Below are 13,432 nucleotides of genomic sequence, written 5' to 3' on the forward strand. Positions count from 1 at the left end.
CAACCGAGCATATTTCGGACGAGCCATTAGAAAAATTTGGGAGTCGATATGATCCGTCCTCAATTACCGCTCAATGCATTGCGCGCCTTCGAGGCCTCTGCCCGTCATTTGAGTTTCACCCGGGCGGCGGTGGAGTTGTGCGTCACGCAGGCGGCAGTGAGTCATCAGGTCAAAAGCCTTGAGTCTCAACTTGGCGTGGCCCTGTTCAAGCGCTTGCCCCGCGGGCTGATGTTGACCAGCGAGGGCGAAATCTTGCTACCGGTGTTGCGCGAGTCTTTCGACCGTATCGCGCAAACCCTTGGGCGATTCGAGGGCGGACATTTTCGTGAGGTATTGACGGTCGGCGCGGTGGGGACCTTCGCGGTGGGCTGGTTGTTGCCACGGTTGACGGACTTCCAGACGAAACATCCATTCATAGATTTGCGTCTGTCGACCAACAACAATCGAGTGGATGTGGCGGCTGAAGGGCTGGATTTCGCCATTCGTTTTGGCGCAGGGGCGTGGCATGGCATTGAAGCGGTGCGGTTGGTCGAGGCGCCGCTGTCGGTGTTGTGCGTTCCCGAGATTGCCCGGCAATTGAAAACACCGACAGACCTGTTGCAGCAAACGCTGTTGCGTTCCTATCGCGCGGACGAGTGGCCCGAATGGTTTCAGGCCACGGGCCTCTCGACCCGCACAGCGCCGCCTCGAAGCATCGTCTTCGACTCGTCGCTGGCGATGATGGAGGCGGCGCTGCAAGGGGCGGGGGTGGCATTGGCGCCGCCGCTGATGTTCGCCCGGCAACTGGCAGCGGGAGCAATCGAGCAACCGTTCGCTATCGGGATCACCACCGGCAGTTACTGGCTGACCCGTTTACAGTCCCGCCCCGAAACGTCGGCGATGGCGGCGTTCAAGCAATGGTTGCTGCAAGCAGCGCAAGAACCTGTGGGAGCGAGCTTGCTCGCGAAAGCGGTCTATTCGTCACATTGATGGTGGATGTGCCGACGTCTTCGCGAGCGGGCTCGCTCCCACAGGGATTGCGATATCCCAATAGCGTTAGCGCACCAGACACGGCCGCTTGTTATCGAACTTCCAGCCCGGACTCAGAAACTGCATCGCCACGCTGTCATCCCGGGCGCCCAGTCCCATGCCTTTATACAGCTCATGAGCCTTGGCCAACTGATCCATGTCCAATTCGACGCCCAGCCCAGCCTTCTTCGGCACTTGCACACAGCCGCCAACGATTTGCAGCGGCGCTTTGGTCAGGCGCTGACCGTCCTGCCAGATCCAGTGGGTGTCGATGGCGGTGATTTCACCCGGTGCGGCGGCCGCGACGTGGGTGAACATCGCCAAGGAAATATCAAAGTGGTTATTGGAATGCGAACCCCAGGTCAGGCCCCACTCATGGCACATCTGCGCCACACGGACCGAGCCCTGCATCGTCCAGAAGTGCGGGTCAGCCAGCGGAATGTCCACTGATTGCAACTGGATCGCGTGGCCCATTTCCCGCCAGTCGGTGGCGATCATGTTGGTGGCGGTTTTCAAGCCCGTGGCGCGACGGAACTCAGCCATGACTTCACGGCCCGAATAACCGTTTTCCGCACCGCACGGGTCTTCGGCGTAAGCCAGGACGTGATGCTGATCCCGGCACAGGCGAATGGCTTCCTTGAGTGACCACGCGCCATTCGGATCGAGGGTGATGCGCGCATCGGGGAAGCGTTCGGCCAGGGCGGTGACGGCTTCGATTTCTTCATCGCCACTGAGCACGCCGCCCTTGAGTTTGAAGTCCTTGAAACCGTAGCGGGCGTGGGCGGCTTCGGCCAGGCGCACCACGGCGTCGGCGGTCATGGCTTTTTCGTGACGCACGCGGAACCAGTCGTTGTCGGCGTCCGGTTCGCTGCGGTAGGCCAGGTCGGTTTCGTTGCGATCACCGACATAGAACAGATAACCCAGCATCTTCACTTCATCACGCTGCTGGCCTTCGCCGAGCAGGGCGGCGACCGGCACGTCGAGGTGCTGACCCAGGAGATCAAGCAGCGCAGCTTCAAGGCCGGTGACGGCGTGGATGGTGATGCGCAAATCGAACGTCTGTAACCCGCGACCACCAGCATCGCGATCGGCGAAGGTCTGGCGCACTTGATTGAGGATCTTCTGATACGTGCCGATCGGACTGCCGACCACTAATGAGCGAGCGTCTTCGAGGGTCTGGCGAATGCGCTCGCCGCCCGGTACTTCACCGACGCCGGTGTGACCGGCGTTGTCTTTGAGGATCACGATGTTGCGGGTGAAAAACGGCCCGTGGGCGCCGCTCAAATTGAGCAACATGCCATCGTGGCCGGCCACCGGAACAACCTGCATGCTGGTGATGATCGGGGCTTTTGCGGTTTCTTGTGCGTTCATTTTTATGTCCTTCAAAGCAGTGCTCTTGCATGAGTGTTCAGGCGTGGTTAGGCGCTGGTTTGCCCAGAGCAACAGCAGGTGCGGGTTTCGGTTTATTGCGTGCGGCGAAGACGATGATCGCGGCAATGATCGAGGTCGCGGCCAGGCCGTACAGCCCGCCCTGAATCGAGCCGGTGCGTTCTTCCAGCAGGCCGAACGTGGTCGGCGCGACAAAGCCGCCGAGGTTGCCCACCGAGTTGATCAGCGCGATTACGCCTGCCGCGATCCGTGCGTCCAGATAGGCCTGAGGAATCGGCCAGAACAGCGACGACGCCGATTTGAAACCCAGCGCAGCAAAGCAGATGGCGACGAAGGCGAAGATCGGCCCACCGGTGGTGGACATGAACATCCCGGCTGCTGCGATCAGCAGGGCCGCGGCGACCCAGGCTTGCTGGTGTTTCCATTTGGCCGACAGCGAAGCGAAGGCGTACATGCCGACGATCGACAGCAACCACGGAATCGAGTTGAACAGCCCGACTTGAACATCGCTCAGGTCGCCCATCTTTTTGATGATGCTCGGCAGCCAGAAGGTCGCGGCGTAGATGGTCAATTGGATGAAGAAGTAGATCAGGCAGAACAGGATGATCTGGCGATCCTTGAGCAGCTTGCCCAACGACGGTTTGATCGGCGTCGCGGCTTCGCGGGCCAGTTGTTCGTCGTCGATGGCCTTGACCAGCGCGTCTTGTTCGGCGCGGCTCAGCCATTTGGCGTCGTGGGGTTTGGAGTCCAGCCAGAACCAGACGAACACGCACAGCCCGACCGAAAACATCCCTTCGATGAAGTACATCCACTGCCAGCCGTGCATCCCGAAGCCGCTGATTTGCAGGAGCAACCCGGACAACGGGCCGGAGATCAGCGAAGCAATCGCCGAACCGCTGAGGAAGATGGCAATCGCCTTGCCGCGTTCAACGCCAGGCAACCAGCGAGTGAAGTAATAAATCACCCCGGGAAAGAACCCGGCTTCGGCCACGCCCAGCAGAAATCGCAGGATGTAGAAGTGGGTTTCGTTCTGGATGAAGGCCATGCAAGCGGCGACCAGGCCCCAGGTCAGCATGATGCGGGTCAGCCAGATTCGCGCGCCGACTTTTTGCAGGAGGATGTTGGAAGGGACTTCGAACAGCGCGTAACCGATGAAGAACAGCCCGGCGCCAAGGCCGTAGGCGGCAGCGCCAATGCCCAGGTCATGTTCCATGTGGGCGCGGACGAAGCCGATGTTCACGCGGTCGATGTAGTTGACGATGAACATGATCACGAACAGCGGCAGTACATGGCGTTTCACTTTCGAGATGGCGGATTTCAGGACCGAATCGGCGCCATCGTTCATCCCGGATATGGATGTATTCACTGCGTTATCTCCCACTGATTATTTTTATGCGGGGTGTGGCTGGGTGTTGCGATGTTGATAGACATCATACAACTACGTTTTTTTATCCCGCAAGAGTGGTTGCCCAACAAAATGGCGCTTGATGAAGGGTTTGTTATTCGTTTTGCAGTAATGCATGACGTTCGTGACGGTCTTGTATGCCCGGTTGTTGAGTGTTGTCATACAAGTTGCTCGACGTTTTCCTGAGATTCCCGTCCAGCGCAGTGCTACGATTCCGGTAGCCCTGCTTCCGGATGATCGCCATGCAAGAAGACCTCGACGCGCCTGCCCGCAAGCGCACCCACAACCTGGCCCATGACCTGGTCGCCAAACTGACCCAGAGCATCTTGCTCGGTCAGATGCTGCCCGGGGACAAGCTGCCGTCCGAGAACACGATTGTTCAGGAGCACGGGGTCAGTCGCACGGTGGTGCGCGAGGCGATCTCGAAGTTGCAGGCGTCAGGCCTCGTGGAAACCCGCCACGGCATTGGCACCTTTGTTATTGAACGAGCACTGGAGCAGGGGCTGCGGTTGAACGTCGATACCGCGCTGGGGGTGCGCAGCATTCTGGAGTTGCGCATGGGCCTGGAAACCCAGGCCGCCGCACTCGCTGCAACCCGTCGCACGGATCATCAATTGGCGCAGATGCGCGAAGCGCTGGACGACTATCAAAGCCTGCTGGCCAACAACGACAGCTGCGTCGAAGCCGACAAGCGCTTCCACTTGCTGATAGCCGAAGCCACCGGCAACGTGTGCTTCACCGAAATCATGCAGCACCTGGGCAGCGCCATGATCCCGCGCACCCGCGTCAATGCCGCCGAGCGCGGCGCAGTGGACTTGAGCAAGCTCGGGCACCTGGCCAACCTTGAGCACGAGGCGATTCTCAACGCCATCAAACGCCAGGATCCGGATGCGGCGCGGGCGGCCATGTGGCTGCACCTGACCAATAGCCGCGACCGGTTTTCGGCAGATCGCTGACCACCGTTTGTCTACTCGATAGCACCTCATCCGCGGCCCTGCTTCCAACGAGTACGGCCCAGATTTGCTGGACCTCATCAGTGAGGTGCGTCATGGCTAACGATTCGATGTTCCAGGGTGGAACACCCAATACCGACCCAACCCGACCTATGCCCGGCACCGACGAGCCGACCATTGATCACGACGCGCCACCCGGCATGGACCCTTCGTGGGACCCGGCCGAGGCTGACGCAGATCGACCTGAAGACTGGATGGATCCTGATGCGGCCGAGGACGTGCCTCCGGCAGATGAGCCAACACCGCTGTCCGATGACAGGCGATAAAAACAACCCGGCCAGTGCGCCTAATGCTGATCAGTTAAGGAACGACACAATCCGTAGCAGCTGGCGAAGCCTGCGTTCGGCTGCGCAGCAGTCGTGAAACTTGAGTTTGCGGTCTTCCTGAAACACCGCATCGTCTGATTTCACGACTGCTTCGCAGCCGAACGCAGGCTTCGCCAGCTGCTACAAGGTTTGCGTAGCGGCTGAAATGGCTTAACTGATCGGCATTAGCCATTGCGCCGGACTTTTTGTGCACGACAGGTCTGCATCAGGCCTCGGTTACTTGCGCAACGATTGGCCTGCGCTCCAGATTCAAGGCCAACACGCTGACCAGCACCACCAGTGCGCCCCCAATGATCATCAACGTCGGCCGCTCGCCCAGCGCAAAAGAGGCCATCGCCATGGCGGTCGGTGGAATCAGATACAGCGTCATCGTGGCACGGCTCAAATCCATATGAGTCAGCACATAGGCCCAGGCGAGATACGCAAGGGCACTTGGGAAAATGCCCAACCCGATGACCGCAAGCTGCACTTCAACCGGAGCGGTGATGACCTGGCTCACCAGCCCCGGGAGATAAACCAACAGCAGCAGTGTCCCGAACCAAACCGTGTAACACACCAACGTCAGCCCGTCGTAGCGCCGCGAGTGATGCTTCTGCAACGCAAAGTAGAAACTCCATGACACCGCCGCCAGCAGGATCAGCAATCCATGGGCGTCGATGCTCCCCAGTCCGTGATCACCGGCCACCACAATCACCACGCCGATCAACCCCAGAAGAACGCAGCCCCAGCGCCACGCGCTCACCCGGTCCTTGAAGACGAAGCGCGCCAGCAATGTGCTGAACAACGGCGTCGATTGCGCCAACACACTGGAGGCGCCGGCGCTGACACTTTGCTGGCCGAAGTTCAGCGCGACATGGTGCAGGCTCACGGCAAAGAAACCGAGCGCGAACAACAGCGGCAGGTCACGCCTGTTCGGCAGGCTGATGCCTCGGAACACTGCGACCACCGCCATGAATGCCGACGCCAGCAGAAACCGCAGCAAGGCCAGATGACCAGGCTCATAGGCCCGCAAACCGATGTGAATGCCGGTCGGTGAGTAACCCCAGCAGCCGACCACAAATGCCATGGCCAGTATGAGTTTGACGGGAGAACCGGGGGAGGGCGTGAGTGGCTTCATGATCGGGCACCTGTAGGCGGATGCCCCAGTATCAGAAGCCTGACTGTTCTCCACAACTGACTTATAGTGCGTCAACTATTCACTTTAGGTGATGTATGGAGCTGGCACAGATACGCATGTTCAAGACCGTCGCCGAGGTCGGCAGCATCGCCCGGGCGGCCGAGTTGTTGCATTGCGTGCCGTCGAACATCACGGCACGGATCAAGTCCCTGGAAGCGGAACTGGGAGTCGCGCTGTTTCTGCGCGAGGGCCGAGGGCTGCGAATCAGCCCAGCGGGGCAAACCTTTCTGGCTTATGCCTCGAAAATTATCGCCCTGACGGCGGAAGCCAAGCGCGCGGTGGACCCTTCGGCCGAGCCGTCCGGGCCGTTGCGCATTGGCGCCATCGAGTCGTCGGCGACCGGTCGATTGCCGCGGCTGCTGGCGAAATTCCACAAGCGTTTCCCGGCTGTGGCGCTGGAGCTGACCACCGGCACCTGGAGCCAATTGCTCGACGACACGCTCAATCACCGGCTCGACGGCGCGATCGTTGCGGTAGATGTCGAGCGCTCACACCTCAAACGCACGCCGATGTACCGCGAGGAGCTTTTGTTGATTGCCTCGACGTCCCTTGGGCCGGTACGGAACATCGCGGATTTGCAGGACAAGACCGTGTTCATGTGGCCCCAGGGCTGTCCCTACCGGGCGGCGCTGGAGCATTGGTTGCTGCGACAGGGGCAGGCGTTGCCGATCGTCAGCCTGGCCAGTTACGGGGCGATTGTCGGCTGCGTCAGTGCTGGGGCGGGTGTCGCGCTGGTGCCAAAAGGCGTGTTTGATCAGTACGCCAAAGGGGCGGGTTGCGCGGGGTATGAGTTCCCTGAGCTGACGGCGATCGACAACCTGTTTTACTGGCATGAAAACGCCGGGATTCACCCGGCGCGGGAGGCGTTTGTGGGGATGTTGCGGGAGGAGTTCGCGTAGGCGGATTTCAAGGCACGCTGACATCGCGCATCAGTAACCCAAACCGTAAATCCACAGCATCCGGAATCGGCAGGTACACGGTGTGCCCATCCCCCGGCGCCACCTCGATCGGCTCGCCTTTGACGTTTTGCAGTTGCTGCAAATCGAATTGGAAGTTGCCCTTGGGCGTCATCAGTTCCAGGTGGTCGCCCAGGCCAAATCGGTTCTTCACTTTGATTTCCGCCATCCGGTCACGCCGCTCGCCGGTCAACTCGCCGACAAACTGCTGCCGTTCCGACACCGAACTGCCGTGCTGGTAGTTCTGGTATTCGTCATGCACATGCCGCCGCAAAAAACCTTCGGTGTAGCCGCGCTGGGCGAGGGATTCCAGATCCGTCATCAGGCTGCGGTCGAACTCGCGACCGGCCACCGCGTCGTCGATTGCCCGGCGGTAAACCTGAGTGGTTCGCGCGCAGTAAAAGTGGGATTTGGTCCGGCCCTCGATTTTCAGTGAGTGCACGCCCATCTGCGTCAGGCGCTCGACATGCTGCACCGCGCGCAGGTCCTTGGCGTTCATGATGTAAGTGCCGTGTTCGTCTTCGAAGGCCGGCATCAATTCGTCGGGCCGATTGGCTTCCTGCAACAGGAACACCTGATCGGTCGGGGCGCCGATGCCCAGGGTCGGTTCGGGCTGGAAGGTCTGCACGATTTCGCCGAGCTGGTTTTCCGTGGCCTGCTGCGCCGAGTACTTCCAGCGACAGGCATTGGTGCAACTGCCCTGATTGGCGTCGCGCTTGTTCATGTAACCCGACAACAGGCAGCGACCGGAATAGGCCATGCACAAGGCGCCGTGGACGAACACCTCTAGCTCCATCGCTGGGACTTGCTCGCGGATTTCGGCGATTTCTTCCAGGGACAGTTCCCGCGACAGGATGATCCGGCTCAAGCCTTGTTGCTGCCAGAACTCGACACTGGCCCAGTTCACCGTGTTGGCCTGTACCGAAAGGTGAATCGGCATCTGCGGATAATGCCGGCGGACCAGCATGATCAGGCCTGGATCGGACATGATCAGCGCGTCCGGCGCCATGGCAATTACCGGCGCCAGGTCTTTGAGGAAGGTTTTTAGCTTGGCGTTGTGCGGGGCGATGTTCACCACCACATAGAAGCGCTTGCCTTGAGCCTGGGCCTCGTGGATGCCGAGGGCCAGATTGGCGTGATCGAATTCGTTATTGCGCACCCGCAGGCTGTAGCGCGGCTGACCGGCGTACACCGCATCGGCGCCGTAGGCGAAGGCATAACGCATGTTTTTCAGGGTGCCGGCGGGGGCGAGCAGTTCCGGGGGGAGCAGGGTCATGGCAGCGTCGGTCACAAAAGCCGCCGAGAATAATCGGCTTGCCCCAAAGATTCATTGATCTGGATCTATGCTTGATGAACAAACGGATGGCACTCGCGCGAACCGTGGCGGACTAAGCATCAGGACGGCTCTTCAGTACAAGAGCCTGCGCCCCTGCGGACTGACATGGATCGGACATGAACGAAGAGAAACTGCAAAACAAATCATTGGCGATTTTACTGGGACTGGTCACCGCCGCTTTCATCTGGATTTTGCTGCCGTTTTACGGCGCGGTGTTCTGGGCGGTCATCCTCGGCATCCTCTTCGCGCCCCTGCAGCGTCGACTGCAACTGAAGTTCGGCTGGGAGCGCAACCTGACGTCGCTGCTCACCCTGAGCATCTGCCTGGTGATCGCGATCCTGCCGGTGATCATCCTCAGTATCTTCCTGGTGCAAGAAGGGGCCGCACTGTACAAGAGCATCGAAAGCGGCGAGCTGGACATCGCCGGGTATGTGACGCATTTCAAACAAAGCCTGCCGCTGTACTTTCAGCATGTGCTCGATCGGGCCGGGGTTGGCGAGCTGGACGGGTTGCGGGAGAAAATCATCAAGAGTGCAGTGACAGGCAATGAGTTCATCGCCAACAAAGCCTTCAGTTTTGGTCAGGGTACGTTCGAATTCGTGGTGGGGTTTTTCATCATGCTGTACCTGCTGTTCTTCTTTTTGCGCGACGGTGCAGAACTGGCGCGAAAAGTACGCGCTGCCGTGCCGCTGGATGAACACCAGAAACGCCGTCTGCAGCTCAAGTTCAATCGCGTGGTGCGGGCGACAGTGAAGGGCAACCTGCTGGTGGCGATCACGCAGGGCGCATTGGGCGGTTTGATTTTCTGGTTTTTGGATGTCCCGAGCGCGCTGCTCTGGGCGGTGCTGATGGCGTTTCTGTCGCTGTTGCCAGCGGTGGGGGCGGGGATTGTCTGGGCGCCGGTGGCGGCGTTTTTCCTGTTCGCCGGGGCGATCTGGCAGGGCGTGGTGCTGATGCTGTTCGGGATTTTTGTGATCGGTCTGGTGGATAACGTGCTGCGACCGATCCTGGTGGGCAAGGATACAAAGATGCCGGACTATTTGATCCTTATCTCGACCCTTGGCGGTCTGGCGGTCTTCGGCCTCAATGGTTTTGTGATCGGGCCGCTGATCGCCGCACTGTTCATGTCGAGCTGGTCAATCTTCATTGAAACCAAGCCGCGGGTGCAGCTGCCTTAAGCGTTGAGATGGCCTTGGCCGATACGTTGCGACAGTGCCTGGGCGGCCGGCAGCGAGGTGAGCGGGCCGCTGATCGGTTCGCCGTCCTGCACCAGATACCAACAGGCGAGCAATCCTAGCTCTCTAAGCGGTGCGGGAACGGCGCTGCCGATAACGGACATGATCTGAACCTGGGACATAAGTACCTCCATCAATCTGTGGAGCTACCTTACGGACCGGACGCTTGAACGGACAATCAACGCTTTCGATAGTCGTCATTGATGCCAATGTGGCTTCGCTTCAGTCGACCACCAGATCCAGCATATGAACCACTTCCTGCTCGTTGAGCAGGCCTTTTCGCACCAGGTTTTCTGCCAGCAGCGAAAGAAACTTGGCGCTGCGATGGCCTTCCAGGTGCTTGAGTTCGGTCAGTGCGTTGTACACCTTGCTGGAAGTGCACAAGCCGACAATGCGGTGCGGGTTTTGCGTGGGCATGAGGTCGTCCTTGTTTTTATCAACCTGTTGTTAACGGACAGATCCAAGATTGCGGACCCGACATGACATAAATATGACCGTTTTTCCCAAAGCGGGGGAAGGTGGCGAATCAATCTTGCCAACTTGCACCGCAAAGACTGTCCCGACAGCGACCTTGGCGAGATTTATCCAGACCTCTGCCGACGGACGGTCACAAAAAAGGCCCCGCTGTTGAGGCGGGGCCTGATGATTCGGTTACCAGCGGCCATAGCCGTGGGGAGGGCCGTAGTAACCGCGCGGTGGACCGTAATAACCACGCGGCGGACCGTAATAACCACGTGGCGGGCCGTAGTAAACCGGCGGCGGGCCGTAATAGACCGGTTGTTGCACGTAGACCGGTGCCGGCTGGTAATAAACCGGGGGCGGGCCGTAGTAAACCGGTTGTGGCTGAGCGTAAACCGGTTGCTGTACATAGACCGGCCGGTTGCTGTTGATGATGGCCGAACCGACGATGGCCGAGCCAACGATCGCACCAAATACCGCCGGTCCTTCCCAACCGTGACCGCCGCCAGCCTCTGCCTGCCCTGCGATAGCAAGAGCACCGATCAGCAAGGCTGCCGTAGGGATTTTACGGATCATGATAGTTCCTCGGTTCTTCGCCCCGGCGCTTGTGTCTGCAATAGGCCCAAGGATTGTCGCGGGGATACTTCTAAGACAGCGTTTTTTTGAAAATCAGCACAGCCGTTGGGTAAATTTTGTGTAAGGTCTGTATTAGCTTCTTTACGGTTCAGTGAGGCCGCGTGCAGATACGCCGTTATGATCGATCAGACCCGATGGATTGGCTAATCCCGTCCATCTGAAAGTGCTATTCAAGGAGATTTTTCATGCAGATGAACCCCAACAGAGACACCCAGCTGTGCATGTCGCTTGCCGCACGTCCCGGGAACTTCGGTTTGCGGTTTCACAATCATCTGTATGAGCAACTGGACCTGAATTTTTACTACAAGGCCTTCAGCAGTCAGGATCTGCCAGGCGCCGTTGTTGGCATTCGCGCCTTGGGGATTCGTGGTTGCGGTGTGTCGATGCCGTTCAAGGAGGCCTGCATAGCCCTGGTCGATGAACTGGACCCCTCCGCTGCGGCCATTCAATCAATCAACACCATCGTTAACACTAACGGCCATCTCAAGGCTTACAACACCGACTACATCGCGATCACCCAGTTGCTTGACACCCACCAGGTGCCGAAGGAATTGACCTTTGCCCTGCGCGGCAGCGGCGGCATGGCCAAGGCTGTGGCCAGTGCCTTGCGCGATGGTGGCTACAAAAATGGCCTGATCGTCGCCCGTAACGAGCGTGCCGGACGGGCGTTGGCCGAATCGCTGGGCTATCGATGGCAAGCGGAGCTGGGCTCGGAGCGGCCGCAGATGCTGATCAACGTCACACCGATTGGTATGTCCGGCCCCGAGGCCGATCAGTTGGCGTTCGATGTTGAAACCATCGCTGCTGCCGAGACTGTCTTCGATGTAGTGGCAGTCCCCTCGGAAACACCGTTGATTGTGCGCGCTCGTGCTGAAGGCAAGCGAGTGATCACCGGGCTGGAAGTGATCGCGATCCAGGCGCTGGAGCAGTTCGTGTTGTACACCGGCGTGCGGCCGACCGATGAGCAGTTTCACAAAGCCGTGGAATTTGCCCGAAGTGGCCTTGGCTATCCTGCTGCCCAACAAGCGAAACCGTGACTGAGGTGACTCATGCATCCTGCCATTCTTAATCTGGATCAAGCCGAGCTTGAACCGCTGCCCGAAGCGTTTGCGCCGACGGGAGACACCGCCGACCGCTATCAGCAACGGCAGGCGCGCATCGGCCAGCAACTTGGAGCGCAGAAGCTGGGTTATCGCCTGTACGCGCTGGAACCGGGGATGCGTGGCAGCCCGTTTCACAGTCATCGGGTCAACGAGGAGATGTTTTACATCGTGGCCGGGGAAGGGGAAATTCGCTTGGGCGCCGAGCGCTTTCCCGTTCGCGCCGGTGATGTCATTGCCTGTCCACCGGGCGGCCCTGAAACTGCGCACCAGATCATCAACACCAGCAACGCTGAGCTGCGCTACCTGGCGGTCAGCACCCAGCAATCACCCGAGATTTGCGAGTACCCGGACTCCGGCAAGTACGTGGTGATGGACAACTTCAAGGTCGATGCCGAGGGCAATGCCTCGGGCTTCGTCGCCGTCGCCAGGCCGGCGGACGGCGTGGATTACTGGGACGGTGAATAACCGCAGCCTGTGTAGCAGCTGCCGAGCCTGCGAGGCTGCGTCCGGCTGCGCAGCAGTCGTAAACCCTATATGTAAGGTTTTCCTGAAACACCGCATCGCTTGATTTAACGACTGCTTCGCAGCCGGACGCAGCCTCGCAGGCTCGGCAGCTGCTACACAGGTCGCGTTGTTTATTCGAGGCGGGCCAGACGCTCTTCCAGCGCCGCAATTCGCGCCTCGAGCTCTTCGATCCGCTCAACCGATACGCCACCACCCGCGCCACGCTCGGTCGGGTTCTGCCGTGCCGCCAGGATCACCTCGATGTCCGCCGGGTCGCCCAAGGCGTGCATGTAGCGGTCTTCACGCTGACCGGCCTGGCGCGGAATCAACAGCGCCAGACCGCGAGCGATCAAGCGTTCCAGTTGATGCACCACCTGCTCGGCATCTTCGAAGTCATGCATGCGGCCGCTGCGGGTCAGCAGTTCATTGACCGTTTGCGGACCACGCAGGAACAGCAGCCCCGCAAGAATGACTTGAGCCGGCACCAGTTCCAGTGCCTTGTCGACTTTGTGTTCCCAGCGATCCGCACGACTGCCCATCACCAGTTTGGTAAAGCCGCGTCCTTCGAGGGCGCGCAGGCTTTGGCCGACCTGACCCTGGGTCAGGTTCATCACCGGCTCGCGGCTGGTTTTCTGGTTGCAGGCAATCACCAGCGCATTGAGGGTCAGCGGATAGGTTTCCGGGCTGGTGGCCTGTTTTTCGATCAACGAACCCAGAATGCGGATTTCCGTGCTGTTGAGTCGCGGCTCGTCGAAGGTCGTTTCTTGCTCAGTGCTCATGATTCTGCATTCCTTCCCGGGTTCATGATTTTCTCCTGCTGGCATGCACTTTAAATTGACGGGTGCCAATGGCAACTGAATTCGTCGCCGTACCTTGGCGATGGTC

General features: G+C 59.6%; 15 protein-coding genes. 7 read left to right on the forward strand and 8 right to left on the reverse strand.

All coding sequences use genetic code 11. The features are described from left to right. Positions 1-48: 48 nt before the first annotated feature. A complete protein-coding gene (locus ACIQU2_RS13335) occupies positions 49-969 on the forward strand; it encodes a LysR family transcriptional regulator (RefSeq protein ID WP_403141313.1) in 921 nt (306 codons plus the stop codon). A 66-nt stretch (positions 970-1,035) separates the two neighbouring features. Here ACIQU2_RS13335 and gudD read toward each other — a convergent pair whose 3' ends face one another. Both gudD and ACIQU2_RS13345 read right to left on the reverse strand, forming a co-directional pair. Further along, positions 1,036-2,379, reverse strand: a complete 1,344-nt coding sequence (gudD, locus tag ACIQU2_RS13340; RefSeq protein WP_403141316.1) for a glucarate dehydratase — start codon at positions 2,377-2,379, stop codon at positions 1,036-1,038. A 37-nt stretch (positions 2,380-2,416) separates the two neighbouring features. Then, entirely contained in the window at positions 2,417-3,763 is a 1,347-nt protein-coding gene (locus tag ACIQU2_RS13345; RefSeq protein WP_403141319.1) for an MFS transporter, read from the reverse strand. Positions 3,764-4,044: 281 nt separating this feature from the next. Between ACIQU2_RS13345 and ACIQU2_RS13350 the strand changes: the two genes are divergently transcribed. Continuing rightward, positions 4,045-4,758, forward strand: a complete 714-nt coding sequence (locus ACIQU2_RS13350; protein ID WP_347806413.1) for a FadR/GntR family transcriptional regulator — start codon at positions 4,045-4,047, stop codon at positions 4,756-4,758. A 92-nt stretch (positions 4,759-4,850) separates the two neighbouring features. Then, on the forward strand, positions 4,851-5,081 hold the full coding sequence (locus ACIQU2_RS13355; protein ID WP_403141323.1) for a hypothetical protein: 231 nt from the start codon (positions 4,851-4,853) through the stop codon (positions 5,079-5,081). Between the two features lie 265 nt (positions 5,082-5,346). On the opposite strand, the gene ACIQU2_RS13360 is transcribed toward ACIQU2_RS13355, so the two are convergent. After that, the gene (locus ACIQU2_RS13360) at positions 5,347-6,258 is read right to left on the reverse strand and encodes a DMT family transporter (protein ID WP_403141326.1); all 912 of its coding nucleotides are present in this window, start codon (positions 6,256-6,258) and stop codon (positions 5,347-5,349) included. Positions 6,259-6,353: 95 nt separating this feature from the next. Between ACIQU2_RS13360 and ACIQU2_RS13365 the strand changes: the two genes are divergently transcribed. Beyond that, entirely contained in the window at positions 6,354-7,217 is an 864-nt protein-coding gene (locus tag ACIQU2_RS13365; protein ID WP_403141328.1) for a LysR substrate-binding domain-containing protein, read from the forward strand. Between the two features lie 7 nt (positions 7,218-7,224). On the opposite strand, the gene yegQ is transcribed toward ACIQU2_RS13365, so the two are convergent. After that, complete coding sequence (gene yegQ, locus ACIQU2_RS13370) at positions 7,225-8,550, reverse strand: tRNA 5-hydroxyuridine modification protein YegQ (protein WP_403141330.1); 1,326 nt, start codon at positions 8,548-8,550, stop codon at positions 7,225-7,227. Between the two features lie 176 nt (positions 8,551-8,726). On the opposite strand from yegQ, the gene ACIQU2_RS13375 reads away from it, so the two are divergent. Beyond that, the gene (locus tag ACIQU2_RS13375; protein ID WP_347805687.1) at positions 8,727-9,788 is read left to right on the forward strand and encodes an AI-2E family transporter; all 1,062 of its coding nucleotides are present in this window, start codon (positions 8,727-8,729) and stop codon (positions 9,786-9,788) included. Here ACIQU2_RS13375 and ACIQU2_RS13380 read toward each other — a convergent pair. From ACIQU2_RS13380 to ACIQU2_RS13390, 3 genes are all read right to left on the reverse strand, one after another. Next, entirely contained in the window at positions 9,785-9,967 is a 183-nt protein-coding gene (locus tag ACIQU2_RS13380; protein WP_283188649.1) for a hypothetical protein, read from the reverse strand. The genes ACIQU2_RS13375 and ACIQU2_RS13380 overlap by 4 nt on opposite strands. Positions 9,968-10,067: 100 nt before the next feature. After that, positions 10,068-10,262 (reverse strand): hypothetical protein, encoded by a 195-nt coding sequence (locus ACIQU2_RS13385; RefSeq protein ID WP_003179723.1) that lies wholly within the window; start codon positions 10,260-10,262, stop codon positions 10,068-10,070. 234 nt (positions 10,263-10,496) lie between these two features. Next, the gene (locus ACIQU2_RS13390) at positions 10,497-10,880 is read right to left on the reverse strand and encodes a hypothetical protein (protein ID WP_403141335.1); all 384 of its coding nucleotides are present in this window, start codon (positions 10,878-10,880) and stop codon (positions 10,497-10,499) included. Between the two features lie 245 nt (positions 10,881-11,125). Here ACIQU2_RS13390 and ACIQU2_RS13395 point away from each other — a divergent pair, with 245 nt between their 5' ends. Both ACIQU2_RS13395 and ACIQU2_RS13400 read left to right on the forward strand, forming a co-directional pair. Then, positions 11,126-11,977: a shikimate 5-dehydrogenase gene (locus tag ACIQU2_RS13395; RefSeq protein WP_403141338.1), complete on the forward strand. Its 852-nt coding sequence runs from the start codon at positions 11,126-11,128 to the stop codon at positions 11,975-11,977. Between the two features lie 12 nt (positions 11,978-11,989). Continuing rightward, complete coding sequence (locus ACIQU2_RS13400) at positions 11,990-12,508, forward strand: cupin domain-containing protein (RefSeq protein ID WP_403141341.1); 519 nt, start codon at positions 11,990-11,992, stop codon at positions 12,506-12,508. A 170-nt stretch (positions 12,509-12,678) separates the two neighbouring features. Here the strand turns inward: ACIQU2_RS13400 and ACIQU2_RS13405 are convergent, their stop codons facing one another. Beyond that, the gene (locus ACIQU2_RS13405; RefSeq protein ID WP_074878482.1) at positions 12,679-13,326 is read right to left on the reverse strand and encodes a YceH family protein; all 648 of its coding nucleotides are present in this window, start codon (positions 13,324-13,326) and stop codon (positions 12,679-12,681) included. Positions 13,327-13,432: the final 106 nt, after the last annotated feature.

The sequence above is a fragment of the Pseudomonas sp. NPDC098740 genome, assembly GCF_044760065.1.
GTDB classification, from domain to species: domain Bacteria; phylum Pseudomonadota; class Gammaproteobacteria; order Pseudomonadales; family Pseudomonadaceae; genus Aquipseudomonas; species Aquipseudomonas rossensis.

Bases quoted from the DNA above. Each gene is read 5' to 3' on its own strand.
- ACIQU2_RS13335 (WP_403141313.1), top strand. From the start codon at position 49: ATGATCCGTCCTCAATTACCGCTCAATGCATTGCGCGCCTTCGAGGCC.
- gudD (WP_403141316.1), bottom strand. From the start codon at position 2,379: ATGAACGCACAAGAAACCGCAAAAGCCCCGATCATCACCAGCATGCAG.
- ACIQU2_RS13350 (WP_347806413.1), top strand. From the start codon at position 4,045: ATGCAAGAAGACCTCGACGCGCCTGCCCGCAAGCGCACCCACAACCTG.
- ACIQU2_RS13355 (WP_403141323.1), top strand. From the start codon at position 4,851: ATGGCTAACGATTCGATGTTCCAGGGTGGAACACCCAATACCGACCCA.
- ACIQU2_RS13360 (WP_403141326.1), bottom strand. From the start codon at position 6,258: ATGAAGCCACTCACGCCCTCCCCCGGTTCTCCCGTCAAACTCATACTG.
- ACIQU2_RS13365 (WP_403141328.1), top strand. From the start codon at position 6,354: ATGGAGCTGGCACAGATACGCATGTTCAAGACCGTCGCCGAGGTCGGC.
- yegQ (WP_403141330.1), bottom strand. From the start codon at position 8,550: ATGACCCTGCTCCCCCCGGAACTGCTCGCCCCCGCCGGCACCCTGAAA.
- ACIQU2_RS13375 (WP_347805687.1), top strand. From the start codon at position 8,727: ATGAACGAAGAGAAACTGCAAAACAAATCATTGGCGATTTTACTGGGA.
- ACIQU2_RS13380 (WP_283188649.1), bottom strand. From the start codon at position 9,967: ATGTCCCAGGTTCAGATCATGTCCGTTATCGGCAGCGCCGTTCCCGCA.
- ACIQU2_RS13385 (WP_003179723.1), bottom strand. From the start codon at position 10,262: ATGCCCACGCAAAACCCGCACCGCATTGTCGGCTTGTGCACTTCCAGC.
- ACIQU2_RS13390 (WP_403141335.1), bottom strand. From the start codon at position 10,880: ATGATCCGTAAAATCCCTACGGCAGCCTTGCTGATCGGTGCTCTTGCT.
- ACIQU2_RS13395 (WP_403141338.1), top strand. From the start codon at position 11,126: ATGCAGATGAACCCCAACAGAGACACCCAGCTGTGCATGTCGCTTGCC.
- ACIQU2_RS13400 (WP_403141341.1), top strand. From the start codon at position 11,990: ATGCATCCTGCCATTCTTAATCTGGATCAAGCCGAGCTTGAACCGCTG.
- ACIQU2_RS13405 (WP_074878482.1), bottom strand. From the start codon at position 13,326: ATGAGCACTGAGCAAGAAACGACCTTCGACGAGCCGCGACTCAACAGC.